21 protein-coding genes are annotated in these 22,518 nt (G+C 73.3%); 6 read left to right on the top strand and 15 right to left on the bottom strand.

Annotated features, from left to right (window positions below; translation table 11 throughout):
• Positions 1 to 175: 175 nt before the first annotated feature.
• Together AC0665_RS23705 and AC0665_RS23700 are read left to right on the top strand one after the other, a co-directional pair.
• Positions 176 to 778, top strand: coding sequence for a hypothetical protein (locus AC0665_RS23705; RefSeq protein WP_468410506.1), 603 nt, complete (start codon positions 176 to 178; stop codon positions 776 to 778).
• Between the two features lie 75 nt (positions 779 to 853).
• On the top strand, positions 854 to 1,645 hold the full coding sequence (locus tag AC0665_RS23700; RefSeq protein ID WP_478705831.1) for a 3-keto-5-aminohexanoate cleavage protein: 792 nt from the start codon (positions 854 to 856) through the stop codon (positions 1,643 to 1,645).
• 28 nt (positions 1,646 to 1,673) lie between these two features.
• Here the strand turns inward: AC0665_RS23700 and soxR are convergent, their stop codons facing one another.
• Complete coding sequence (gene soxR, locus AC0665_RS23695) at positions 1,674 to 2,141, bottom strand: redox-sensitive transcriptional activator SoxR (protein WP_363120379.1); 468 nt, start codon at positions 2,139 to 2,141, stop codon at positions 1,674 to 1,676.
• A 108-nt stretch (positions 2,142 to 2,249) separates the two neighbouring features.
• Between soxR and AC0665_RS23690 the strand changes: the two genes are divergently transcribed.
• Entirely contained in the window at positions 2,250 to 2,711 is a 462-nt protein-coding gene (locus AC0665_RS23690) for a MaoC family dehydratase (protein WP_363120380.1), read from the top strand.
• A 15-nt stretch (positions 2,712 to 2,726) separates the two neighbouring features.
• Here AC0665_RS23690 and AC0665_RS23685 read toward each other — a convergent pair whose 3' ends face one another.
• The 3 genes from AC0665_RS23685 to AC0665_RS23675 all read right to left on the bottom strand — a co-directional run bounded on the left by AC0665_RS23685 (position 2,727) and on the right by AC0665_RS23675 (position 4,890).
• Positions 2,727 to 3,362 (bottom strand): TetR/AcrR family transcriptional regulator, encoded by a 636-nt coding sequence (locus AC0665_RS23685; RefSeq protein WP_478606637.1) that lies wholly within the window; start codon positions 3,360 to 3,362, stop codon positions 2,727 to 2,729.
• Between the two features lie 70 nt (positions 3,363 to 3,432).
• Complete coding sequence (locus AC0665_RS23680; RefSeq protein ID WP_478606640.1) at positions 3,433 to 3,678, bottom strand: YiaA/YiaB family inner membrane protein; 246 nt, start codon at positions 3,676 to 3,678, stop codon at positions 3,433 to 3,435.
• 60 nt (positions 3,679 to 3,738) lie between these two features.
• The gene (locus AC0665_RS23675) at positions 3,739 to 4,890 is read right to left on the bottom strand and encodes an acyl-CoA dehydrogenase family protein (RefSeq protein WP_478705754.1); all 1,152 of its coding nucleotides are present in this window, start codon (positions 4,888 to 4,890) and stop codon (positions 3,739 to 3,741) included.
• Between the two features lie 67 nt (positions 4,891 to 4,957).
• Between AC0665_RS23675 and AC0665_RS23670 the strand changes: the two genes are divergently transcribed.
• The 3 genes from AC0665_RS23670 to AC0665_RS23660 all read left to right on the top strand — a co-directional run bounded on the left by AC0665_RS23670 (position 4,958) and on the right by AC0665_RS23660 (position 7,593).
• Positions 4,958 to 5,608 carry a TetR/AcrR family transcriptional regulator gene (locus AC0665_RS23670; RefSeq protein WP_468410719.1) on the top strand — a complete coding sequence of 217 codons (651 nt, stop codon included), beginning with the start codon at positions 4,958 to 4,960 and terminating at the stop codon, positions 5,606 to 5,608.
• Positions 5,609 to 5,654: 46 nt separating this feature from the next.
• The gene (locus AC0665_RS23665; RefSeq protein WP_478606646.1) at positions 5,655 to 6,365 is read left to right on the top strand and encodes an ArsR/SmtB family transcription factor; all 711 of its coding nucleotides are present in this window, start codon (positions 5,655 to 5,657) and stop codon (positions 6,363 to 6,365) included.
• Positions 6,366 to 6,621: 256 nt separating this feature from the next.
• The gene (locus AC0665_RS23660; protein WP_468637281.1) at positions 6,622 to 7,593 is read left to right on the top strand and encodes a DMT family transporter; all 972 of its coding nucleotides are present in this window, start codon (positions 6,622 to 6,624) and stop codon (positions 7,591 to 7,593) included.
• On the opposite strand, the gene AC0665_RS23655 is transcribed toward AC0665_RS23660, so the two are convergent.
• The 11 genes from AC0665_RS23655 to AC0665_RS23605 form a co-directional block, all read right to left on the bottom strand.
• Complete coding sequence (locus AC0665_RS23655) at positions 7,582 to 8,961, bottom strand: MFS transporter (protein WP_478705753.1); 1,380 nt, start codon at positions 8,959 to 8,961, stop codon at positions 7,582 to 7,584. The genes AC0665_RS23660 and AC0665_RS23655 overlap by 12 nt on opposite strands.
• Positions 8,962 to 9,153: 192 nt before the next feature.
• Positions 9,154 to 10,236, bottom strand: coding sequence for a Zn-dependent alcohol dehydrogenase (locus AC0665_RS23650; RefSeq protein ID WP_468410517.1), 1,083 nt, complete (start codon positions 10,234 to 10,236; stop codon positions 9,154 to 9,156).
• Between the two features lie 20 nt (positions 10,237 to 10,256).
• Entirely contained in the window at positions 10,257 to 11,645 is a 1,389-nt protein-coding gene (locus AC0665_RS23645) for an aldehyde dehydrogenase family protein (protein ID WP_478705752.1), read from the bottom strand.
• Positions 11,646 to 11,789: 144 nt separating this feature from the next.
• A complete protein-coding gene (locus AC0665_RS23640; RefSeq protein ID WP_478705751.1) occupies positions 11,790 to 13,169 on the bottom strand; it encodes an ABC transporter ATP-binding protein in 1,380 nt (459 codons plus the stop codon).
• A gap of 197 nt (positions 13,170 to 13,366) precedes the next feature.
• On the bottom strand, positions 13,367 to 14,467 hold the full coding sequence (locus tag AC0665_RS23635; protein ID WP_478705750.1) for a class F sortase: 1,101 nt from the start codon (positions 14,465 to 14,467) through the stop codon (positions 13,367 to 13,369).
• A 742-nt stretch (positions 14,468 to 15,209) separates the two neighbouring features.
• A complete protein-coding gene (locus AC0665_RS23630; protein WP_468637122.1) occupies positions 15,210 to 15,803 on the bottom strand; it encodes a hypothetical protein in 594 nt (197 codons plus the stop codon).
• A gap of 93 nt (positions 15,804 to 15,896) precedes the next feature.
• A complete protein-coding gene (locus AC0665_RS23625; RefSeq protein WP_478705830.1) occupies positions 15,897 to 17,234 on the bottom strand; it encodes an MFS transporter in 1,338 nt (445 codons plus the stop codon).
• Positions 17,235 to 17,257: 23 nt separating this feature from the next.
• The gene (locus AC0665_RS23620) at positions 17,258 to 18,700 is read right to left on the bottom strand and encodes a CitMHS family transporter (protein ID WP_478606661.1); all 1,443 of its coding nucleotides are present in this window, start codon (positions 18,698 to 18,700) and stop codon (positions 17,258 to 17,260) included.
• 134 nt (positions 18,701 to 18,834) lie between these two features.
• Positions 18,835 to 21,102, bottom strand: a complete 2,268-nt coding sequence (locus AC0665_RS23615) for a molybdopterin oxidoreductase family protein (protein WP_478705749.1) — start codon at positions 21,100 to 21,102, stop codon at positions 18,835 to 18,837.
• 86 nt (positions 21,103 to 21,188) lie between these two features.
• Positions 21,189 to 21,809: a TetR/AcrR family transcriptional regulator gene (locus AC0665_RS23610; protein WP_363120394.1), complete on the bottom strand. Its 621-nt coding sequence runs from the start codon at positions 21,807 to 21,809 to the stop codon at positions 21,189 to 21,191.
• A complete protein-coding gene (locus tag AC0665_RS23605; RefSeq protein ID WP_478606667.1) occupies positions 21,806 to 22,402 on the bottom strand; it encodes a hypothetical protein in 597 nt (198 codons plus the stop codon). The genes AC0665_RS23610 and AC0665_RS23605 overlap by 4 nt, the downstream gene beginning before the upstream one ends.
• Positions 22,403 to 22,518 lie beyond the last annotated feature (116 nt).

Genomic DNA, 22,518 nt, shown 5'->3' with positions numbered 1-22,518 from the left:
ACAACAGGCACACGGAGCACGGCAGTCGACTCGCGAGTCCCGACGGGCGGCTTATGGAGGCCATTTGAAATCGGATGGAGCCGATTCGCTTGTCGATACGTCTATTCGGCGACGTCCGTACGACGACGCCGAAGTGACCGGATTACAGGTGCAGGTGTGACGGAGGTGCAGGACGATGGCCGGTTTCCGAAGTCTGGCGAGACAGGTCCGCGATCCGCGGTGCGATCTGGCCTTGCGGCGGTATTCGCTGCGCAAGTGCCTTGAGAGGTTCGCCCCTTACGGACACAGGGCGACCTGGGACCACCTGTGCTCCCGCGCGGGGTTCGGTCCCGAGGACCGCTCCCCCGATCCGGTGCGGCTCGTGGCCGCGCTGGACGAGCTGGAGGAGGCGCGGGCGGTCTGGCTGGCCTACGAGGTCGAGTTCGCCGAGCGCCGCAAGAAGGAGAAGCACGACGGACTGCGCAGGCCGGGCAGTGTGGACGACTGGCACCGGCTGACCTGGGGCGGTTTCGGCGTGGCGTGGTGCGACGATCCGGCGGTCCATCCCCGTGAACCGCTGGCCGAGGTGCTGCGCCGGCTGATCGCCGCGCTGGAGCGCGAACCGGGCTCGGACTGCCCGGTGTGCGGCGGGGAGCAGCTCGTCTGGAGGTACGGCCTGGACCACGAACCCTCGTCCGGTCCGGTCTGCGCGGACTGCGGGATCCTGGTGCCGCGCCCCGTGCTCACGCCCGAGTCGCTGGCGTACGCCCGGCGGACGAGGCTGTTGGTGTCGGCTTGACGGATGCGGGTGCGCGGGGGGTGCGCCGGGGATGCCGCACCCCCACTGCCGGTGGTGACTGGCACCATCGACGGCATGATGCAGGTGTGCCTGAACGGTTCACGGACGGCCGCTGACGGCGCGGCCGTGCCACTGACGCCCGAGTCGATGGCCGACTCGGCCGCCGAGGCCGTCGCCGCCGGGGCGACGGACATCCATGTCCACCCCAAGACCCCTTGCGGACAGGACACGTTGTCGCCGCGGGTGCTGGCGCCGACCCTGTCGGCGATCCGGGCGAAGGCACCGGTGCCGGTCGGTGTGACCACCGGCACGTGGGCGGAGCCCGACCCCGCCGCCCGCCTGGCACGGATCCGCGCCTGGGATGTGCTGCCCGATCACGCCTCCGTCAACTGGCACGAGCCGGGGGCGGAGGAGACGGCCGCCCTGCTCATGGATCTCGGCGTGGGCGTGGAGGCCGGGATCTGGTCCGGGACCGACGGGGCGGAGCGGTTCGCCGCCTCGCCGCTCGGGCCGAGGGTGCTGAGGGTGCTGGCGGAGGTGACGGACACCGACCCGCGGAGCGCCGCCGCGTCCGCGCGGACCCTGTTGTCCGCCCTCGGGACCGCGCACGGACGCCCGGTCCTGTTGCACGGCGAGGACGGCGGCGCCTGGCCGGTGCTGCGCCTCGCGGGCCGGCTGGGGCTGGCCACACGGATCGGGCTGGAGGACGTCCTCGTCCTGCCGGACGGCCGACGGGCGCGGTCCAACGCGCAGTTGGTGGCGGCCGGGCTGACGGAGTACGGGGCGGGCCGGGGGCGGAGCGGAGGAATGCCGGCCGGGCACCGAAGCGGGGGCCCGAGCACGTCGCAGGACCCGCCTCCGGTCTGACCGGTCACGGGGCGAGCCGGAGCGGTGGTCAGCCGCGGCGGCCCTTGTCGGCCATCAGGCGGGACCCCGTGAGCCGCTCACCGAAGACGTCGTCCGGGTTGGACAGCACGCAGGTGTCGAGGGAGAGGCAGCCGCAGCCGATGCAGTCGGCGAGGTGATCCCGCAGACGGTTCAGCTGCTTGATGCGCTCCTCCAGTTCGGTGCGCCAGGTCTCCGACAGGTGCGCCCAGTCCTCCCGGGTGGGCGTGCGCTCCTCGGGGAGTTCCGAGAGCGCGTCGCGGATCGTGGCCAGGGGGATGCCGACGCGCTGCGCGGCCCGGATGAAGGCGACCCGGCGGAGCGTGTCACGGGAGTAGCGGCGCTGGTTGCCCGCGGTCCGGCGGCTGCTGATCAGGCCCTTGGACTCGTAGAAGTGCAGGGCGGAGACGGCGGCACCGCTGCGCGCCGCGAGCTGGCCGACCGTGAGCTCATGGATCTTCTCTGGGATCTGGGGCACCCCTCGAACCCTACCGAGTCCGTTGACACAGCCCGTGCGCCCGACCATGCTAAGCAGTCGCTTAGAGATGAGCGCGCAGACCCCCTGCACACGAGAGGCCTGGAAGACATGGCAGAGCCGAGGATCTTCACGTCCGTCGACGACCTGAAGTCGGCGGTGGGCGAGCAACTGGGGTACACGGACTGGCTCGACATCGACCAGAAGCGGATCGACCTCTTCGCGGAGGCCACCGGCGACCACCAGTGGATCCACGTCGACCCGGAGAAGGCCGCCGCGGGCCCGTTCGGCACCACCATCGCGCACGGCTATCTGACCCTGTCGCTGCTGCCCCTGTTCGGACCGCAGCTGATCACCGTCGAGGGCGTGAAGATGGGCGTCAACTACGGCACGAACAAGGTGCGTTTCCCCGCACCGGTCCCCGTCGGCTCACGCCTGCGCGCCACCGCGACGATCAGCGCCGTCGACGAGGTGCCCGGCGGCGTCCAGGTGGCCGTCGCCTTCAGCGTCGAGCGCGAGGGCGGCGACAAGCCGGTCTGCGTCGCCGAGTCGGTGGCGCGCTACTACTTCTGAGACCCGCGCCGGGCGTCAGGCCTCCCGGGTCCGGGCCCCCACCATCCGCAGCACGAGGTCGGCGTACAGTTCGCCGACCTCGTCCGGCGTGCGCGGCCCGTCGACGTTGAACCACCGCGCCACGTCGATGCAGAGCGACAGCACGGCCAGCGTCGTGCCGTGCACGTCGATGACCTCGAACTCGCCCGACCGGGCGCCCTCCTCGATGATCCCGCGCACCTCCGCGTCGACCTTGCGCCGCAGCGCGAGGATCTCGGCGCGGGCGTCGGGCCCCAGCGAGTCGAGTTCGTACTGCACGACCCGCGCGGTGGTGCGCCCGCCCGCGTGCCAGCGCACGAAGGAGCTGACCGCGTCGGCGAGCCGCTCGGTGGGGCTGCCGTCGCGCCGGGACGCGGTCCGCAGGATCTCCAGGGCCTTCTCGTGCCCGATCCTGCTGATGCGGTGCAGCAGCTCTTCCTTGGTCTTGTAGTGGATGTAGAGCGCGGCCGGGCTCATCCCGGCGCGACCCGCGATGTCACGGGTCGTCGTGGCGTGGTAGCCACGCTCGGCGAAGGCCTCCACCGCGGCGACCAGCAGCCGCCGCGCCGCGTCGGGCGTGACCTCGCCCCACGCCTGCGCCTCGCCGCCGGCCGTCTCCTCCGCCGTACTCATCGCTCGCCCCTCTCCACTGGCAGGAGGAACACCATACCGCCGAAGGTGAGCGAGCGCTTAGCGAGGCCGCTCAGCGCTTGTCGAACGGGGCGTACGGGGCAGTCGCGCCCTCCTGCCGGTCCCGGATCACCTTGGCCAGCGTGAAGGACGAGGTGACCAGGTACAGGACGGCTATGGCGAGGAAGCCCCGCACCCAGGCGTCGGCGCTCAGCTGGTAGATGCCTACGGCGGTGGCCGCCATGGCGACGGCGAAGGAGGCGACGGCCTGGCCGTAGAAGGCGGCCGTGTTCTGCTGCTTGCCCGGTGTCTCACTCATGGGGGCAAGCATCGGCGGACGTGGCCCGCGCCACATCCGCCGATGTACTCAGAGAGGTACTCAGAACGCCGAGACCCCGGTCAGCGCCCGCCCGATGACCAGCTTCTGGATCTGGCTCGTGCCTTCGTAGAGAGTCATCACACGGGCGTCCCGCAGCAGCTTGCCCGCCGGGTACTCGTCGATGTAGCCGTAGCCGCCGAAGACCTGGAGCGCGTTGTTCGCGGCGCGGACGGCGGCCTCCGAGGCGAACAGCTTGGCCTTGGACGACTCGACGGCGAACGGCCGGCCCCGGTCGATCAGATCGGCGACCCGCCAGGTCAGCAGCCGGGCCGCGTCGACGTCCAGGGCGATGTCACTGAGCAGCTCCTGGACGAGCTGGTGGTGGGCGATGGTTTTGCCGAACTGCTCGCGCTCCCCCGCGTACCGCACGGCCGCGTCCAGTGCCGCCTGGGCTATGCCGACGCACCCCGCGGCGACCGACATCCGGCCCTTGGCCAGGGCCGACATGGCGATCGAGAAGCCCTTGCCCTCCTCCCCCAGCAGCGCGGAGGCCGGGACGCGCACGTCCTCCAGGGCGAGTTCGGCGGTGGCCTGGCCCCGCAGCCCGAGCTTGCCGTGGACGGTGCGGCGGGTCAGGCCGGGCGTGTCCGCCGGGACGAGGAAGGCGGAGACGCCCTTGTGGCCGGGGGCGTCGGTGGAGCGGGCGAAGAGCAGGACGACGTCGGCCCAGGTGCCGTTGGTGATGAACATCTTGTGGCCGTTGATGACGTAGTCGCCGCCGTCCCGCACCGCCCGGGTGGTGAGACTGCCCGCGTCCGAGCCGGTGCCGGGTTCGGTCAGGCCGAAGCAGCCGACCGACTCGCCGGAGGTCAGCCCGGGCAGCCAGCGCCGCTTCTGCTCCTCGCTCCCCCAGGCCGCGACGGTCTTGGCGACGAGCCCGAGGGAGACGGAGACGATGCCGCGCACGGACGAGTCGCCCCGGCCCAGCTCCTCCGTGACCAGGCAGTACGCGAGGTGGTCGCCGCCGGAGCCGCCGTACTCCTCGTCGATCGTCAGGCCCAGGAAGCCGACCTCGCCGAGCTTCTTGACGATGGCCCGGTCGACCTCCTCTGCGCGGTCCCAGGCGACGACGTGCGGGGTGATCTCGCGCTCCGTGAAGTCCCGCGCGAGCTGCCGGACCGCGCTCTGCTCCTCGCTGAGCTCCAGATTCACCACAGGTCACCCCATTGAAAGCCGTACATTTAAATTAGCACTGCTAGTTTCTGTGCGCAGCCCTACTATGTGCGCCATGGCCCGACCGCGCAAGCCCTTGCTCAGCACCGACCGGATCGTCGAGACGGCCCGCGCGCTCGTGGACGCGGAGGGCCTGGCCGCCGTCTCCACGCGGCGGCTCGCCGCCGAACTGGGGGTCAGCGGACCCTCGCTGTACAACCACTTCCGCACCAAGGACGAGATCCTCGAGGCGGTCGCCGACTCGGTGAGCGGCCAGGTGGACCTGTCGATGTTCCAGGACGGCCGGGACTGGCGCAGCGCGCTGCACGACTGGGCCGTCTCCTACCGGGCCGCCCTGCGCGACCATCCGAACATCGTCCCCGTGCTGGCCCGCGGCCCCGGCCGCCGCCCGGCCGGACTGCGCCTCGCGGACGCGGTCTACGGCGCGATGGTCGCCGCGGGCTGGCCGCCCGCGCAGGCCACCTCCATCGGCGCGCTGATGCGGTACTTCGTGATGGGCTCCGCGCTCGGCTCCTTCGCCGGCGGCTTCGTGGACGACGCGAGCGCCTACGATCCCGCCGACTACCCCCACCTTCAGCAGGCCCACCTCCTCGCCGAACAGCAGGAGAAGATCGACGAGCGCGCCTTCGAGACGGGTCTGACGGCCCTGCTGGACGGGCTGGCGCGCCAGTACGAGCAGGTGCGCCGCACGGCGTAGCGACACTTCGGCGACGGCCGAACGGTCCGTGTTCCATGCTGGGGGCATGACGACGAGGGATCCGCAGGCCACGGCACTGGCCCGGCTCGCCGCGCTCTTCGCGGACGAGACCCGGGCGGCGTGCCTGCTGGCGCTGCTCGACGGGCGGGCCTGGACCGCGAGCGAACTCGCCCGGCACGCGGGGGTCGCCGCGTCGACCCTGAGCGAGCACCTGGGCCGCCTCGTCGCGGGCGGACTGCTCGCGGAGGAACGGCAGGGCCGGCACCGCTACGTCCGGCTGGCCGATGCCCGGGTCGCCCAGCTGGTGGAGGACCTGGCCGCCCAGGTCGCGCCTTCCGCGGCCGTCAGACCGCGCAATCTGCGGGAGTCGAGCGCCGGTTCGGCCATGGCCCGGGGCCGCACCTGCTACGACCATCTCGCCGGGCGGCTCGGCATCGCGGTCACCGACGCGCTGACGGCGCGCGGGCTGCTGGAGCAGGAGACGGGGTTCGCGCTCACCGACGCGGGGCTAGCGTGGTTCGCGTCGGCCGGCATCGGGCTCCAGCGGCGGGGCCGACGTCCTCTGGCCCGGGCCTGTCTCGACTGGACCGAGCGCCGTCCGCATCTCGCGGGCGTCGCGGGCGCGGCGCTGTGCCGGCACGCCCTGGACACCGGGTGGTGCGTGCGCATCGGTTCCGAGCGGGCCGTGAAGGTGACGGCGGCCGGTGAACGCGCCCTCTCCGACCTGCTGGGCGTACAGCCGGCGACGCTCCGGTAGCCGCGCACGGCACCCGGCCCGGCCCGGCACCCCCTCCGACCCGGCGCCCTCCGATCGCCCGCGGCACCGTTCCGCCCGCGCGACGCCCCCTCCGACCCGACGCCGTTCCGGCCGCCCATGGCCCCGTCCAACTGCTCGGCGCCCCATCCGATCCGACACTCCCCGATCGCCCACGGCGCCGCTCCGACCGCGCGCCGTGCCCCGTCCGTAATCCGCGAGCCTTCTGGCCCCTTTCCCTCCTAGCCTCGGGAGCATGATGTCGAACACCTCCCCCACCCGTCCCGAACGCCGGGCGGAGCTGCTGGCCGCCGGGGCGGCCGCGGTCACCGTCGTGTTGTGGGCGTCCGCCTTCGTCTCGATCCGCAGCGCGGGCGACGCGTACGCGCCAGGTGCCCTGGCGCTCGGACGGCTGCTGGCCGGATCGCTGACGCTGGGGGTGATCTGCCTGCTGCGCCGGGAGGGGCTGCCGCCGCGCTCGGCCTGGCGCGGGATCGCGATCTCGGGCCTGCTGTGGTTCGGCTTCTACATGGTGGCCCTCAACTGGGGCGAGCAGCAGGTCGACGCGGGGACGGCCGCCCTGGTCGTGAACACCGGGCCGATCCTGATCGCGCTGCTCGGTGCCCGGCTGCTCGGCGACCCGATGCCGCCGCGGCTGCTGGCGGGGATGGCGGTGTCGTTCGCCGGCGCCGTGACGGTGGGGCTGTCGATGTCGGGCGAGGGCGGTTCCTCGGTGCTCGGGGTGGTGCTGTGCCTGCTGGCGGCGATCGCCTACGCCGGTGGCGTCGTGGCGCAAAAGCCGGCCCTGGGCACGGCGAGCCCGTTGCAGGTGACGACGTTCGGGTGCCTGGTCGGTGCGGTGCTGTGCCTGCCGTTCGCCGGACAGCTCGTCCGGCAGGCCGGTGACGCGCCGGTCTCCGCGACGCTCAACATGCTCTACCTGGGCGTCTTCCCGACCGCCCTCGCCTTCACGACATGGGCGTACGCCCTGTCCAGGACGACCGCGAGCCGGATGGGCGCGACGACCTACGCGGCTCCCGCGCTGGTCGTCCTGATGTCCTGGCTGTTCCTCGGCGAGGTGCCGGGGCTGCTCACGCTGGCCGGCGGCGCGCTGTGCCTGGCGGGCGTGGCGGTGTCCCGGTCGAGGTCGCGGGCGGCGGCGGCCCGGGCCGTGGATCCGGGAGCGGTCGCGGAGCCACGGCCCGAGCACACCCCGGACTCAGCCCGCTGACCCCGCATCCGTCCGCGGGCCGGGCTCGGCGTCCGGCGGCGTCTTCGTCTCGGCCGCCCGCGCCCGGTCCGCGAGGATCTTGATCGACACCAGGGCGATCACCGAGAGCAGGACGATGTACCCGGACACGGCCATCGACGTGCCCGTCGTCTCCAGCAGCAGCACCATCACGAAAGGCGCGAGCCCGCCTCCCGCGACGGCCGCGATCTGGTAGCCGAGGGAGGCGCCGGTGTAGCGCATCTCGGGCGTGAACAGCTCGGCGAACAGGGCGGCCTGGGGGCCGTACATGATGCTCAGGAAGCAGCTGGCGACGAACGTGCCCACCGCCAGCCACAGCAGCGAACCGGTGTCGATCAGCAGGAAGAGAGGGACGGCCCACAGGGCGATGCCGGTCGCGCCGAGGGCGTAGATCCGGATGCGTCCGACGCGGTCGGACAGGGCGGCGGAGGCCGGGATCAGCACGAGCTGGGTGAGGCTGACGCAGAGCGAGACCGTGAGCACCGCGCCCTTGTCCATGTCGAGCTCACGGGTCGTGTAGTCGAGGACCCCGGTGATCAGGATGTAGAAGGTGGCGGTGTTCACGGCGAAGGAGCCCCCGGCCAGGAACACCGTGCCCAGGTGGCCGCGCAGGACGGTGCGCAGCGGCGAGCTCTGCTCGGACTTCTCCTTCTCGGCCAGCGCCCGCTCGGCCTCGCGGAACGCCGGGGTCTCCTCGACGCGGGTGTGGATGTACCAGGCCAGGCCGAGCACCAGCAGGCCGACCAGGAACGGCACGCGCCAGCCCCAGGCCGCGAACTCCGAGTCGGTGGTGAGGGCACCGGCCAGCAGGAAGACGGTGTTGGCGGTGACCACGCCGATGGGGACGCCGAGCTGGACGACACTGCCGTAGACACCGCGTTTACCCTCCGGGGCGTACTCGGTGGCCAGGAGCATCGCGCCGCCCCACTGGGCGCCGACGGCGACGCCCTGCACCACCCGCAGCAGGACGAGCAGCACCGGCGCTGCCACGCCGATCGTGTCGTACGTCGGCAGCAGGCCGAGGCCGGTGGTGGCCACGCCCATCAGCGTCAGCGCGAGGACCAGCATCGGCTTGCGGCCGCGCCGGTCGCCGAGGTGGCCGGCGACGATGCCGCCGATGGGCCGGGCGAGGAAGCCGACGGCGAAGGTCGCGAACGAGGCGAGGACGCCCGCGGTGGAGCTGCCTGCGGGGAAGTAGAGGTCGCCGAGCACGAGGGCGGCGGCGATGCCGAAGACGAAGTAGTCGTACCACTCGACGGCCGAGGCGAGCGCCGCGGCCGTGGCCACCCGGCGGCGGTTGCCGACGGCGGGCGTGGTGATGACGGGCTGAGCGGAAGGTGCCGTGTCCATGCGGTGCACGCTCCGGGGGGTGCGGGGGACGGAACGGGGGGTGGCGCGGGTTCCGGGGAACGTACTGACCGGACGGTATGTACGTCAACGGGTCGCGCACCAGGACTTTTGCCTGTACGTGGCATCGACCGCGGGTCCGGGCATGCCGAGGGCCCCGGCCTCGCGAGGAGGCCGGGGCACCGGGAGAGAGGGCTAGAAGACGACCAGGGACCGGCCGCCCTTGCCCGCCAGCATGTTCTCGAAGGCCGCCGGGATGCCGTCCAGGGAGATGCGCTCCGTCACCAGGGCGGAGAGGTCGAGGCGGCCGGCCCGGACGTGTTCGGCCAGCACCGGGAGGTCCTCGGCCGGGTTCGAGTTGCCGTAGACGCAGCCGGAGAGGGTGCGGCCCCAGTGGAAGATCTCCAGGGCGTTGAAGGTGACCTGCTGGTCCTTGCCGCCGATGCCGACGACCGTGGTGCGGCCGCCGCGCCGGGTGGAGTCCCAGGCGGTGCGGATGCTGACGGCGCGTCCGGCGCACTCCACGGCGACGTCGACGCCCTGCTTGCCGGTCAGGCCCCGGATCTCGCGGGCGGTGGTGTCGGAGGCGACCAGGTAGTCGGTGGCACCGGCCGCCCGGGCCAGTTCCTCCTTCCCTGCGGACACGTCCACCGCGACGATCTTCGAGGCCCCCGCGATCCGGGCCGCCTGGATCGCGGAGAGGCCCACTCCCCCGACCCCGAACACCGCCACCGTCTCGCCCCGCCGGACACGGGCCGAGTGGTGGACGGCGCCGTAGCCGGTGAGGACCGCGCAGCCGAGCAGGGCCGCGTCGGTGAGCGGGACGCCGTCCGGGACGGGCAGCACGCAGGACGTGGGGACGACGGTCTCCTCGGCGAACGCGGCGACATTCAGGCCGGGGTGGAGGTCGGTGCCCCCGGTGGTGCGGGCGTAGACCTCGGCGGCACCGCCCAGGGCGTTGGCGCACAGCCACACCTCGCCGAGCGAGCAGGCGTGGCAGGAGCCGCAGGACGGGGCCCAGTTGAGGACGACCCCGTCGCCGGGCGCGATGTGGGTGACGCCCTCGCCGACGGCGACGACCGTGCCGGCGCCCTCGTGGCCGAGCACGGCGGGGACGGGCAGGCGCATGGTGCCGTCGGACAGGGACAGGTCGGAGTGGCAGACCCCGGCGGCGGCGAGCCGGACGCGGACCTGGCCGGGTCCGGGGTCGGGCAGCTCGATGCCGGTGATCTCCAGCGGGGAGCCGACGGCGGGCAGGACGGCGGCGCGGACAGCCATGACGGAAGGGACTCCCCTGACTAGAACTGGAGGGACTTGGTCTGGAGGTACTCGGCCAGGCCGTGGACGCCGAGTTCGCGGCCCACGCCGGACTGCTTGTAGCCGCCGAAGGGGGCGAGGGGGTTGAAGCGGCCGCCGTTGATGTCGACCTGGCCGGTCTCCATCCGGCGCGCGAAGGCCACCGCCTCGGCCTCGTCCCCGGCCCAGACCGCGCCGGCCAGGCCGTAGACCGTGCCGTTGGCGATGCGCAGGGCGTCCTCCTCGTCCTCGTAGACGAGGATCGACAGGACCGGGCCGAAGATCTCCTCCTGGGCGATGGTCATGTCCGGTGTGACGTCGGCGAAGACGGTGGGGCTGACGAAGTAGCCCTTCTCGCGCGGCGCCTCGGGACCGCCGGCGACCAGGCGGGCACCCTCGGCGACGCCCTTGGCGATGTAGCGGCGCACCCGGTCGAGCTGCGTGGCGTTGACGACCGGGCCGATGCGCTCGCCGTACTTGGCCGCCGCGGCGGCGGCGAGCTCGACGGCCTCGCCGTACTGCTCGCGGGGGACCAGCATCCGCGTCCAGGCGCTGCACGTCTGGCCGGAGTTGGACATGACGTTGGCGACGCCGACGTTGACGGCCTTGGCCAGGTCGGCGGTCGGCAGGATGACGTTGGCGGACTTGCCGCCCAGTTCGAGGGCGACCTTCTTGATCTGCCCGGCGGCGATCGCGGCGATCCGGCGGCCGACGGCGGTGGAGCCGGTGAAGGAGACCAGGTCGACGCCGGGGTGCTCGGCGAGGGCCTGGCCGGCGACCGGGCCTAGGCCGGTGACCAGGTTGAAGACGCCCGCCGGGACCCCGGCCTCGTGCACGGCGTCGGCGAAGAGCCGGGCGACGAGCGGGGTGTCCTCAGCGGGCTTCACCACGACCGTGCAGCCGGCCGCGAGGGCCGGGGCGACCTTGGCGACGATCTGGTGCAGCGGGTAGTTCCAGGGGGTGATCGCGGCCACGACGCCGATCGGCTCGTGATGCACGACGGAGTTGCCGGTCTTCTCCTCGAAGGAGTACGTGCCCGCCAGCTCGGCGTAGGAGCCCGCGACCGCGATCGGCACGGCCGCGTGGACGGCCTGCGAGAACTTCAGCGGCGAGCCGAGCTCGGCCGTGACGGTCTCGGCGATCTCGTCCGCACGGGCGGCCAGCACGTCCCGCAGTGCGGACAGGCGCGCCGCGCGCTCGGCGGGCGGGGTGGCGGCCCAGGCCGGCAGGGCGGCGCGGGCGGCCCGTACGGCGGCGTCGACGTCCTCGGCGGTGCCCGCCGGGACCGTGCCGATGATCTGCTCGTCGACCGGGTTCACGACCTCGATCACGTCCTGGCCGGCGGCGGGGCGCCAGGCGCCCCCGATGTACATGCCGTCGTGTGCCTTCATCGCGCTTCCTCCGGGGCGGGGCGTCGTCGTCCGACACATAAACTAGCGGCGATAGTTTTATGGCGCCAGACATCGCGGGGTGCCGGGCGCGCCCGGTCCCGGTCATCACAGCACGGCCGGGGCCCGGCCCGGGTGTGCGGCTGCTCACTCCTCCAGGTCGGGCAGGCGCGCCGGGCTCGGGCAGATGCGGTCGCCGCGCTGGTCGAAGACGAACAGGTGGGCGAGGTCGACGAGGAGTGGCACCTGCATGCCGTGCCGGAGGGCCAGGTCCGGGGTGGTGCGCACGATGAGGTCGCCGGGCAGCCGGGGTTCGGCGGCCGCGGGGCGGGGATCGGCGTCGCCGGGGTGCTCCAGCTCCACCACGGGCCCGGCCCGGCCGGCTCCGGTCCGCTCCCGCAGACGGGTGAGGGCCGAGAGCTCGCGGCGGCGCCGCCGGGCCGGACGGCCGGGGCGCGGGCGCGGGGCCTCCAGCTCGGGGACGACGGCGAGGCTGGAGCCGGTGTCGAAGTGGACGAGGATCTCGTGTCCCTGGAACTCCACGTGCTCGACCAGGCCGGTGATCGGCACCTCCCAGGGGCGGACCGCACTGTGCCAGGGGGGTGCCCCCTGTCCGAGCGAAGCCCAGAACTTGGGCGCGATCCGCACCGCCTCCGAGCGCAGCCCGACGATGACCTCGCGGCCCTGCTGCACACGCAGCAACTGGTGGTCCGGGGAGAGCGGTTCGGGCAGGCGCAGGAACTGCTTGCCCAGGCTGATGGTCATCGCCCCGTCGAGCGGGGCGCGGACCAGGCCGCGCAGCAGGTTGATGCGCGGGGTGCCGATGAAGGTGGCGACGAAGACGTTGCTGGGCAGCGCGTAGACCGCGCGGGGGGTGCCGACCTGCTGGAGCACCCCGCCGCGCAGTACGGCGACCCGGTCGCCGAGCGACATCGCCTCGGCCTGGTCGTGGGTGACGTAGATCGTCGTGACGCCCAGTTCCTTCGTCAGCCGCGAGATCTCGGCCCGCAGATGGGTGCGGAGCTTGGCGTCGAGGTTGGACAGCGGCTCGTCCATGAGGAAGGCGGAGGGGTGGCGGGCGATGGCCCGGCCCATGGCCACGCGCTGGCGTTCGCCGCCGGAGAGCTGAGCGGGAAGGCGGTCGAGGAGCTCCTCGATGCCGAGCATGCGGGCGGTGGCGTCGACACGGGGGCGGGGATCCGCTGCCGGGTCCTCGATGCGCAGCGGGAAGCCGATGTTGGCGCGGCCGGTCATGTTCGGGTAGAGGGCGAAGTTCTGGAAGACCATCGCCATGTCCCGGCCGGACGGCTGCAGTTCGTTGGCGTACTCGCCGTCGAGCAGCAGCCGGCCCTCGTCGATCTCCTCCAGCCCGGCGATCATCCGGAGCACGGTCGACTTGCCGCAGCCGGACGGGCCGAGCAGGACGAGGAACTCGCCGGGCGCGATGTCCAGCGACAGGCGGTCCACGACGCGGACACCCCGCGTGTAGGACTTGCTCACGTCCTGGAGGGAGATGGCGCGTGTCATGAGGGGCCCCCGAGGGGTCATCAGGGCGCTGGTGCTCCGCGGTCGGAAGCCCCGTACGGGTCGTACGGGGCTGTGCGTCACGGAAGTTAACGGAATGTGTGCGGCGCGGGGAAGACGCCGGTCATGATCGAGGGCTTCGGTCCATCTGGTGAGAAAGCGGACGGCCCCGTTCAACCGTCGTCCGGGGCCGGCCGGGGTCAGCGGACGCCGGTGAGGTGGGCGAAGACGACCAGGTTCCCGGAGTAGCCCTTCCTGCGGTCATAGCTGCCGCCGCAGGTGATCAGGCGCAGCTCGGGGCGCCCCCGGGCGCCGTAGACCTCCTGGCTCGGGAAGTCGGCCTTCTCGTACGACTTGATCTTGTCGACCGTGTAGACGGCGGTCCGTCCGTCGGCGCGGCGAGCCTTGATGAGGCGGCCCCGCCTCAGTTCGGTCAGCCCGGCGAAGACGGCGGGCCCGCTGTCCGTGTCCAGATGCCCGACGGCCACGGCGGTGCCCTGCTCCCCCGGCGAGGGACCGTGCCGGTACCAGCCGACGAGCTTGGGGTCGTCGTCCGGGGGCGCGGTGAGGCGCCGGTCGCGGTCGAGGCCGAGGTCCATGACCGGGGCGTCGAGGCGGAGATAGGGGATGAGGAGGCGGGTGGCCCGGGAACGGGGCAGCGACCGAAGGCCTGCCGGGGGGCGGGGCTTGCGGGCGGCGGGGGCGGCGCGCCGGGGAGCGGGATGCGGGGCGGCGGCTGCGGGGCGGTCGGCGAGCGCGGGGCTGCCCTTACGGGGCCCGGGGGTGGAGGGCCGGGGCGGTCGGGGCCCCTGGACACGAGGCGCGGAAGCACGGGCGTCGGCCCCGGGGGACGCGGGTGTACGGGGTGGGGCCGTGCGGGGGCGGGAGCCGGGCGCGGTGGAGCGGGGCGGAGGGGTGGCGACGCGGGGGGCGGAGGCGCCCGGTGGGGCGGCCTTGGCTGCGCCGGAGGTTCCCGGCGGGACGGTTCCGCCGGGGGCTCCGGATGCGGCGCCCTTGCCCGTACCGGGGGCTCCGGGCGCGGCAGCCTGGCCCGTACCGGGGGTCCCGGATGCGGCGCCCTTGCCCGTACCAGCGGCTCCGGATGCGGCGCCCTCGCCCGCGTCGGGGACTCCCGGCCGGGCACCTGCGCCGGGGGCTCCCGCCAGGGCAGCGGTCCCCGTGCCGGAACCGGCCGGATGGGCGGCCGTGGTGAAGTCGGGCGGGAGGGCCGTGACCGTTCCGCTCGGCTCGTCGCCCCGGTCCCAGCAGACCCCCACCACCACCAGCAGCGAGACGGCCATCGCGATCGTCCGCGTCAGCCGGAAGGCACGCCTCCGGTACCAGGGCCTGCGGGACCGCCGGGACCACGCCCCGGGGACGTCGGCGGACAGGGAGGAACGCCCGGGGGGAACGGTGCCGTGGCCGGAGCCGGAACCACTCCGGACCACGGGGACGGCGGCAGCCCCGGCGCCGCGCCGGAACCCCGCCTCCGCGACCGTCCCGGCCCCACGCCGGAACCCGACCTCCGCGACCGTCCCGGCACCACGCCGGAACCCAGCCCCCGCGACCGACCCGGCACCACGCCGAAACCCGGCCTCCGCGACGGCCTCGGCCCCACGCCGAAACCCGGGCTCCGCGACGGCCTCGGTCCCGCGCCGAGACCCTGGGTCAACGACCCTCCCGGCCCCACGCCGCCCCGACGGCACGCGAGCGGCGCCGGCGCCTCGCCGGGCCACTGGAGGCGCGGCGAATCCGGAATCGCCCCCGCGCCTCACCCCGGGGCCGGCGGCAGCGCCCCGTCGCCCCACGGGATCGGGGGCGGCCCCGGTTCCGCCCGTGCGCCGCCCCGACAGCGCACGGCCGGAACCGGAAACCTTCCCGCGTCGCTCCGGGGGCGCGTCGCCCGAACCGGCACCCGCCCCGCGCCGCGCCGCAGGGGCGGCGCCGGCCCCGGCACCGCCCCTGCGCCTGACCGGCCCGGCGTCCGGCCCGGGCGCGCCAGCGCCCTGACCCGCCCGGGCGGAGCGATCCGTGGAACCCGGCCTACGCGGCGCCATCGGGGCGGCGACGGAGCCGGAACCAGACCGTCCCGGCGACGGCTGCCAGGCCGACCGCGGCCGCGCCGGTGACCGGGGTGAAGGCCTCACCACGGGCGATGCCACCACCGCCGGCCGGCGGACCGCCGACCGGTGTCGTCGGCTTGGAGGTCGGGCAGTCGACCTTGAACACCTTGAACTTGCCGGCGCCGTGGGCCTGGTCGGTGAGCCACGTCAGCTTGTACTGCCCGTTGGGCAGGTCGACGGCCGTGGTGCGGCCCTTGCCGGTCGCGTCGGCGGTGAAGGTGCCGGTGCGCGTGGCCCCGCCCGGGACCTCGGGCTGGGTCTGGATGGTCCAGTTGACCTTCTCGCCCGCGTCGAAGTTGAAAGCGGCGAGGTAGAAGTCGCAGACCTTCGGGTCGTTGCGCTGATTGGCCGCGGCCGTCGTGCTGGCGTGGATCTTGACGTCTCCGTTGTCCCCCGGGATGGGAGCGGCGACGGCGGACACCCCGCTCAGGGCGGTCCCTGCGAGGGTGAGGGCGGCGACGACGGCGGTGCGGGCGCCGGCACTGCGCGCGAGGGGTACGACGGGCATGAACATGCCTCCCAGTCAGATGATTTACATACAAACACCTCGTATCTGACTCTCTGTCACTCGGCCACCGAAAAGGCGGCAACACCGCCCTACGACGCGTCAGATATCGCTCTTCCGGCGCAGCGTCGCCGCGCGCCGCAGGCCCTTTCGCGCCCCGCGAGCCTCGCCCTCGGGCGTCTTGGAGCGGTCCTCCGCCTCCTCAGACTCCTCAGGCTCCGCCTCCTCCGCCTCCGGCTCCTCCGACTCCGCCTCCTCCGACTCCGGCTCCTCCCGTCGTCGCGACCGCACGGCGACCGCGGACGACAGCAGCAACAGCGCGCCGAGCATCACGAACGGCGCCGCCGCGCCCGCGACTCCGGCGATCAGCCCGGCCCCGGCGGGCGCGGCGACCTGGCCGAGCCGGTTACCGGTCAGGCGCAGGGCCAGGGCCGTGGAGCGGGCGGCGTCGGGGGCGGCCTGGACGACCGTCGTCATGGACAGCGGCTGGCCGACCCCGAGGCAGAAACCGAGCACGGCCAGCAGCAGTGCGAGCGCCCACACCGGCAGCGGCAGCGCGATGCCCGTGCACAGCAGTGCCGCCAGCAGGCAGGTGAGCGTCAGCAGCAGGGGCCGGCCGAGCAGCCGCAGCAGGGGCGTCAGCACCATGCGGCAGGCGATCGTCGCCGCCGCGCGCAGGCTGAGCAGGAGGCCGATCACCGACGGCGCGATGCCCCGGTGTTCGCCGACCACCGGCAGGTAGGCGGTCAGGATGTCGGTCGCGGACAGCACGGCGAGGCTGATGAAGATGCCCGCCGGTACCCCCCGGGCGCGCAGGATGCCCCCGACCGGGATGCGGTCGCCCTTGTCCGGCCGGGCCGTGGAGGCCGTGCGGCGGTGCTCGATGCGCCACAGCGAGGTGAACGCCACGGCCGCGGTGGCGCCGGCCACGATCAGGGCGAGGGCGCTGCTGCCGGCCATGTCCTCGCCGCCGATCAGCGCGCCCGCGGCGACCGGGCCGACCAGCTGGCCGAGCGCGGCCCCGATGGTGAAGTGGCCGAAGTTGCGGTCCTGTTCGTGCGGCGCGGACTGGCGGGCGACGAGGGACTGGGAGCCGATGACGAAGCACAGGTGCCCGAGGCCCATCACCCCGCTCCACACGGCCATCGTCCACAGGGAGCCGGCGAACCCGCTGAGGGCGCAGCCGCCGGATATCAGGACCACGCCCACCGGCAGCAGGGGCGCGCAGCGGCCGTGGTCGGTGCGCCGGCCCAGCGGCACGGCGGCGAACAGGGGCAGCAGCGCGTACACACCGGCGATCACACCGATCGCGCGTTCGTCCGCGCCCAGCGCGAGGGCCCGGTAGGAGACGGCGGGCCGGGCCATCGACACCGCCCCTTGCGCGAAGGAGAAGGCGATGACGAGGCGGAGCAGCCAGCCGCGGTTCCCACCGGGCCTCACAGTGACGTCCTCCATGAGGTGGCTCAGATGATCCCGAAGAGCATGCCCGCGCCGAGGATGACCAGGCAGGTGAGGGCGGCCCACTTCACGACGAACCTCGTGTGGTCGCCGAACTCCACCTTCGCCATGCCGACCAGGACGTAGACGGCCGGGACGAGCGGGCTGGACATGTGCAGCGGCTGGCCGACCAGCGAGGCGCGGGCCATCTCCACCGGGGAGACACCGTGCGCGGCACCGGCCTCGGCGAGGACGGGCAGGACACCGAAGTAGAAGCCGTCGTTCGACATGAAGTAGGTGAGCGGCAGGCTCAGGATGCCGGTGACGAGGGCCATGTGCGGGCCCATGCCGGCGGGGATGACGTCCACCATCCACTTGGCCATGTGGTCGACCATGCCGGTGCCCTGGAGGACGCCGGTGAAGACGGCGGCGGCGAAGACCATGCCGGAGACGTTCAGGACGTTGTCGGCGTGGGCGGCCAGGCGGGCCTTCTGGTCGGGGATGTGGGGGAAGTTCACCGAGAGGACGAGCGCGGCGCCGATCAGGAACAGCACCGGGATCGGCAGCCACTCCATGATCATGGCGGTGAGCAGGGTGACCGTGAGCAGCGCGTTGAACCAGTAGAGCTTGGGGCGCAGGGTGGCCCGCTCGGGGTCGAGGCCCTGGAAGCCGTCGTCGTCGGCGGAGCTCTCCGGGCCGGTGGTGCCCGCGGGGGCGTCCGTGCCGGAGCCCGCGCCACCCGCGGCGGCCGTGCCGCCCTTGCGCATCGAGACCTTGCCGTCGCCGGAGCCGCCCGCGCCGACGAGGACCGTCTCGGTCTCCTTCTCCCCCACCAGCACCTCGTCGAGGGTCAGCACGCCCAGGCGCCGGCGCTCGCGCACACCCAGCACGTAGGACAGGACGAAGACGAAGAGCAGGCCGACCAGGAGCGCCGGGATCATCGGGACGAAGATCTCGCTGGCGTCGAGCTTCAGCGCGGTCGCGGCGCGGGCGGTCGGGCCGCCCCACGGGAGGGTGTTCATCACGCCGTTGGCCATGGCGGCGACACCGGTCATCACGACCAGGCTCATCTTCAGGCGCTTGTACAGCGGGTACATCGCCGAGACGGTGATCATGAAGGTCGTCGAGCCGTCGCCGTCCAGCGACACGATCGCGGCGAGCACGGCGGTGCCGACGACGATCCGCATCGGGTCGGCTTTGCAGAACTTGAGGATGCCGCGGACGATCGGGTCGAAGAGACCGACGTCGATCATCACGCCGAAGTAGACGATCGCGAACATGAGCATCGCCGCGGTGGGGGCGAGGCTGGTCACGCCGTCGATGACGTAGTCGCCGAGCTTGGCGCCCTTGCCGACGAACACGCAGAACAGTGCGGGGATCAGCACGAGCGCCGCGATCGGCGACATCTTCTTCATCATGATCAGGACCAGGAAGGTCGCGATCATGGCGAAGCCGAGGATGGTCAGCATGAGTGGATACCTAACGTTCGCCCTTGAACTCCCACCAGGGCCGGCGGTGTCCGAGACGTTAGGTCCGTTCAAGCAGCGTTAACAAGACGTTGACGTGCGAGCAATAAGCGCAAAACTGCTGGTCACAGCTTTGCTCAGGTCAGAGCGGTGAGCTTTTCGGTCATGGGGGCACCTTCCGGGGCCGTCGCGGGGGTCACCTCGACCGGCACCGCGTTGAGGACCGCGTTGCCCGACAGCGGGTCGAGCAGCCGGCCGTCGAGGAGCTGGTTGACGTTGACCCCGGGGTCGGTGGAGGCGTGGCTCAGGCGGGTGCCGGGACGGTTGTGGCCCCAGCCGTGCGGCAGGCTCACGACCCCGGGGCGGATCGCGTCCGTGACCTCGGCGGGTGCGGTGACCTCTCCCCCGGCGCCCTTGACGCGCACGGCGGCCCCGTCCTCGACGCCCAGCCGCTCGGCGTCCTCGGGGTGGAGGTGCAGGGTGCAGCGGTTGGAGCCGCCGGTGAGGGCGGGCACGTTGTGCATCCAGCTGTTGTTGGAGCGCAGATGGCGGCGGCCGACCAGGACGAGTCCGTCGGGGCGGTCGGCGAGGGCCGCGCGCAGGCGGGGCAGGTCTGCGGCGATCGGCTCGGGCAGCAGCTCCACCTTTCCGCTGCGGGTCTTCAGCGGTTGCGGCAGGCGGGGTGCGAGCGGGCCGAGGTCGATGCCGTGCGGGTGCGCGAGGAGCTTGTCCAGACCGAGTCCCTCCGGCCGGGCACCGAAGCCGTCGCCGTAGGGGCCGAGGCGCAGCATCATGTCGAGCCGTCGCTCGGGGCCGGTGTCGCCGGTGAGCGCGGCGGCCAGCTCCTGCGGATCGCGGCCGTGCACGGGCGAGTGGGGCTCCCGGACCGCCTTGCCGAGTGTCTGGCCGATGACCATCTCGTCGACGGCTCCGGGGTCGGCCCCGGCCATGCCGGTCACGGCGAGGATCAGCCGGGCGAGGATCTCCGTCTCGGCCATGCGGCCCGGCTCCAGGGGGACGGCGGGGCGGGTGTAGCGGACCTGGTTGCGGACCGCGAGGGTGTTGAAGGCGAAGTCGTGGTGCGGGCTCTGGGAGGGCGGCGGCGGGGGCAGGACCACGTGGGCGTGGCGCGAGGTCTCGTTGAGGTACGGGTCGACGCTGACCATGAAGTCGAGCGAGGCGAGCGCCTTGTCGAGCCGGTCGCCGTCGGGTGCGGAGAGCACGGGGTTGGCGGCGACGGCGATGAGCGCGCGGACGGGCTCGCCCTCCTCGGTGGCGGTGTCGATCTCCTCTGCGAGGGCCGACAAAGGCAGTTCGCCCTTGGCCTCGGGGTGCCGACTCACCCGGGAGTGCCAGCGCCCAAGGGCGAAGCCGCGGCCGGGTCCTGCGGGGCGGGGGGTCTTGTCGGTGGCGGCCTGCGGGAAGAGCGCGCCGCCGGGTTGGTCGAGGTTGCCGGTGAGGATGTTCAGCACGTCGACGAGCCAGCTGGCGAGGGTGCCGTGCGCGACGGTGCAGCTGCCGATCCGGCCGTAGACGGCGGCGGTCGGGGCGGCGGCGAGGTCACGGGCGAGGGCCCGGATGACGCCCGCCTCGACGTCGCAGGCCTCGGCGACGGCCTCGGGGGTGAACTCGCCGAGGGCTTCGGACAGTTCCTCGAGGCCCTGGACGTGCGGGGTGGGGGCGACGAGGTCTTCGTCGAAGAGCACCCGTGCCATCGCCGCCAGCAGCAGCGCGTCGGTGCCGGGCCGGATCGCGATGTGCCGGTCGGCGAGCCCGGCGGTGCGGGTGCGCCGCGGGTCGATCACGACGAGCCTGCCGCCCCGGGCCTTGAGCGCCTTGAGTTTGCCCGGGAAGTCGGCGGCGGTGCACAGACTGCCGTTGGACTCCAGGGGGTTGGCGCCGATCAGGAGCAGGTGGTCGGTGTGGTCGAGGTCGGGCACGGGGATGGCGTTCGCGTCGCCGAAGAGCAGGCCGCTGGAGACGTGCTTGGGCATCTGGTCGACCGTGGAGGCGGTGAAGACGCTGCGGGTGCCGAGCCCGGCGAGCAGGACCGGCGGGTAGAGGGCACCGGCCATGGTGTGCACGTTGGGGTTGCCGAGGACGACCCCGACGGAGTTCGGGCCGTGGCGCTCCACGACGGGCCGGATACCGGCGGCGACCGCGTCGAAGGCCTCCTCCCAGGTGGCCTCGCGCAGCTCGCCGTCCCGGCGCACCAGCGGCGTGCGCAGCCGGTCGGGGTCGGAGTCGAGGGCGCCGAAGGAGGCGCCCTTGGGGCAGATGAACCCCCGGCTGAACACGTCGTCGCGGTCCCCGCGGGCGTGGGTGACGCGCGTCCCCTCGATGCTGAGGGTCAGGCCGCAGGTGGCCTCGCACAGGGGACAGATACGCAGGGCGGTGCGGGACACGGGTCCTCCCGGGGGCGGCGGCTACGGTGACGCGCCCGAGCATACCGACCGGTATGGACGGCGGGGAGGCCTTGGGGGAACCGGAGTCAGTCGAGCGCCCGGGCCAGGTAGGCCCGCAGCATCTCCCGGGCCTCGTCGATGATCCGCCGGTCCCCCTCCGGCGCGACCCGGAAGGCCAGGTGGACGAGGGTGTCGGCGGTCTCGACGGCGACGAGGAAGACGCGGCGCAGGTCCTCGTCGGGCTCGCGGTCGAGATGGCCGGAGAGGAGCTCGGTGAGACGGTCGGCGACGCGGTGGTTGGGTTCGGCGTGGCGGGCCCCGACCGGGATCTGGTTGCCGAAGTCGACGAGGGAGAACCCGGGCGCGGTGCGCTTCATCTCCAGGTACTCGTCGAGCACGGCGTCCATGGCGGTGCGCCAGCCCCCGTCCCCACCGGCCCGCTGGAGGCGCTCGGTGACGCGCGCCGAGTACCGCTCCAGATTGCGCTGGGCGAGGGCGTCGGCCATCTGGCGCTTGTTGCCGAAGAAACGGTAGACGGATCCGATCGGCACCTCGGCCCGCTGGGCCACGGCACGGGTGCTCAGGGCCTCGTAGCCGACCTCGTCGAGGAGGTCCGCGCAGGCGTCGAGGATCCTGGTCAGACGTTCGGCACTGCGCCGCTGCACGGGCGCACGACGGAGCGATGTCGCGTGGGGCACGGGCATCATGATGCCGCTGCGGCGCGGTCCGGTGAACCTCGCCCCCCGACTTCCGTCCCCAGCGGCCGGGCCTTGCGCCGGGAGGCGGCGTCCGGCGTCGGGTCCGGGCCGGGCTCGGAGGCGGTGATGTCGGCCGTGCTCTCCACGGGCTTGCCGTCCACGGCCCAGACGGTGGCGTCGTCGGCGTAGAGGCGGGCCGTGACGCGGTGCGTGCCGCGCGGTACGAGGCGCGCGTCCAGCCGGTAGTCCGGGGAGCGGAGCCGGGCGACGGGACGGCCGTCGACGTAGAGGTGCGCCAGACCGCGCCCCGGCACCGCCCGGGCTGCCGCGCCGGCCGGCGAGAAGCGGAAGTTGCGCACGGTCAGGCGTACGTCCCAGCCGCCGGCCGCGTCGGGCTGCACCTCGATCCCGACGTCGGGCGCCTCCTCCGGCGCGACCTCGCGGTAGGGCCGGCCCTCCGGGTCCCGGTCCTCCAGGAGATTGCCGACCGGGGAGGGTGACGCGGCACCCCGCCCGGCGTCATCGGAGCCGCAGCCCGCGGATCCGGTCAGAAGGAGGACACAGACCGCGAGCGCGGCGAAAGGTCTCCGTGTCCACGACATGCCGGTGAGCGTAGAACACACGTCCGGCCCGGCGGATCGTCCTCAAGTCGGGTTCGCGTCATCCGTCAAGAGGAGGGGCGCGCCCCTCTTGCGTCGGGGAAATCGCAATCCTACGG

This window comes from Streptomyces sp. NPDC043685, from assembly GCF_056436585.1.
Note: the sequence above shows the minus strand (reverse complement) of the source record. Positions and strands in the feature narration are given on the sequence as shown.

What these genes read in the sequence shown, in the direction of transcription:
- AC0665_RS23690 (WP_363120380.1), top strand. Translation starts at nt 2,250, where the DNA reads ATGGCAGAGCCGAGGATCTTCACGTCCGTCGACGACCTGAAGTCGGCG.
- AC0665_RS23700 (WP_478705831.1), top strand. Translation starts at nt 854, where the DNA reads ATGATGCAGGTGTGCCTGAACGGTTCACGGACGGCCGCTGACGGCGCG.
- AC0665_RS23660 (WP_468637281.1), top strand. Translation starts at nt 6,622, where the DNA reads ATGTCGAACACCTCCCCCACCCGTCCCGAACGCCGGGCGGAGCTGCTG.
- AC0665_RS23620 (WP_478606661.1), bottom strand. Translation starts at nt 18,700, where the DNA reads ATGCTGACCATCCTCGGCTTCGCCATGATCGCGACCTTCCTGGTCCTG.
- AC0665_RS23655 (WP_478705753.1), bottom strand. Translation starts at nt 8,961, where the DNA reads ATGGACACGGCACCTTCCGCTCAGCCCGTCATCACCACGCCCGCCGTC.
- AC0665_RS23640 (WP_478705751.1), bottom strand. Translation starts at nt 13,169, where the DNA reads ATGACACGCGCCATCTCCCTCCAGGACGTGAGCAAGTCCTACACGCGG.
- AC0665_RS23605 (WP_478606667.1), bottom strand. Translation starts at nt 22,402, where the DNA reads ATGTCGTGGACACGGAGACCTTTCGCCGCGCTCGCGGTCTGTGTCCTC.
- AC0665_RS23635 (WP_478705750.1), bottom strand. Translation starts at nt 14,467, where the DNA reads ATGGCCGTCTCGCTGCTGGTGGTGGTGGGGGTCTGCTGGGACCGGGGC.
- AC0665_RS23630 (WP_468637122.1), bottom strand. Translation starts at nt 15,803, where the DNA reads ATGTTCATGCCCGTCGTACCCCTCGCGCGCAGTGCCGGCGCCCGCACC.
- AC0665_RS23610 (WP_363120394.1), bottom strand. Translation starts at nt 21,809, where the DNA reads ATGATGCCCGTGCCCCACGCGACATCGCTCCGTCGTGCGCCCGTGCAG.
- AC0665_RS23670 (WP_468410719.1), top strand. Translation starts at nt 4,958, where the DNA reads ATGTGCGCCATGGCCCGACCGCGCAAGCCCTTGCTCAGCACCGACCGG.
- AC0665_RS23685 (WP_478606637.1), bottom strand. Translation starts at nt 3,362, where the DNA reads ATGAGTACGGCGGAGGAGACGGCCGGCGGCGAGGCGCAGGCGTGGGGC.
- AC0665_RS23665 (WP_478606646.1), top strand. Translation starts at nt 5,655, where the DNA reads ATGACGACGAGGGATCCGCAGGCCACGGCACTGGCCCGGCTCGCCGCG.
- AC0665_RS23680 (WP_478606640.1), bottom strand. Translation starts at nt 3,678, where the DNA reads ATGAGTGAGACACCGGGCAAGCAGCAGAACACGGCCGCCTTCTACGGC.
- AC0665_RS23705 (WP_468410506.1), top strand. Translation starts at nt 176, where the DNA reads ATGGCCGGTTTCCGAAGTCTGGCGAGACAGGTCCGCGATCCGCGGTGC.
- AC0665_RS23645 (WP_478705752.1), bottom strand. Translation starts at nt 11,645, where the DNA reads ATGAAGGCACACGACGGCATGTACATCGGGGGCGCCTGGCGCCCCGCC.
- AC0665_RS23650 (WP_468410517.1), bottom strand. Translation starts at nt 10,236, where the DNA reads ATGGCTGTCCGCGCCGCCGTCCTGCCCGCCGTCGGCTCCCCGCTGGAG.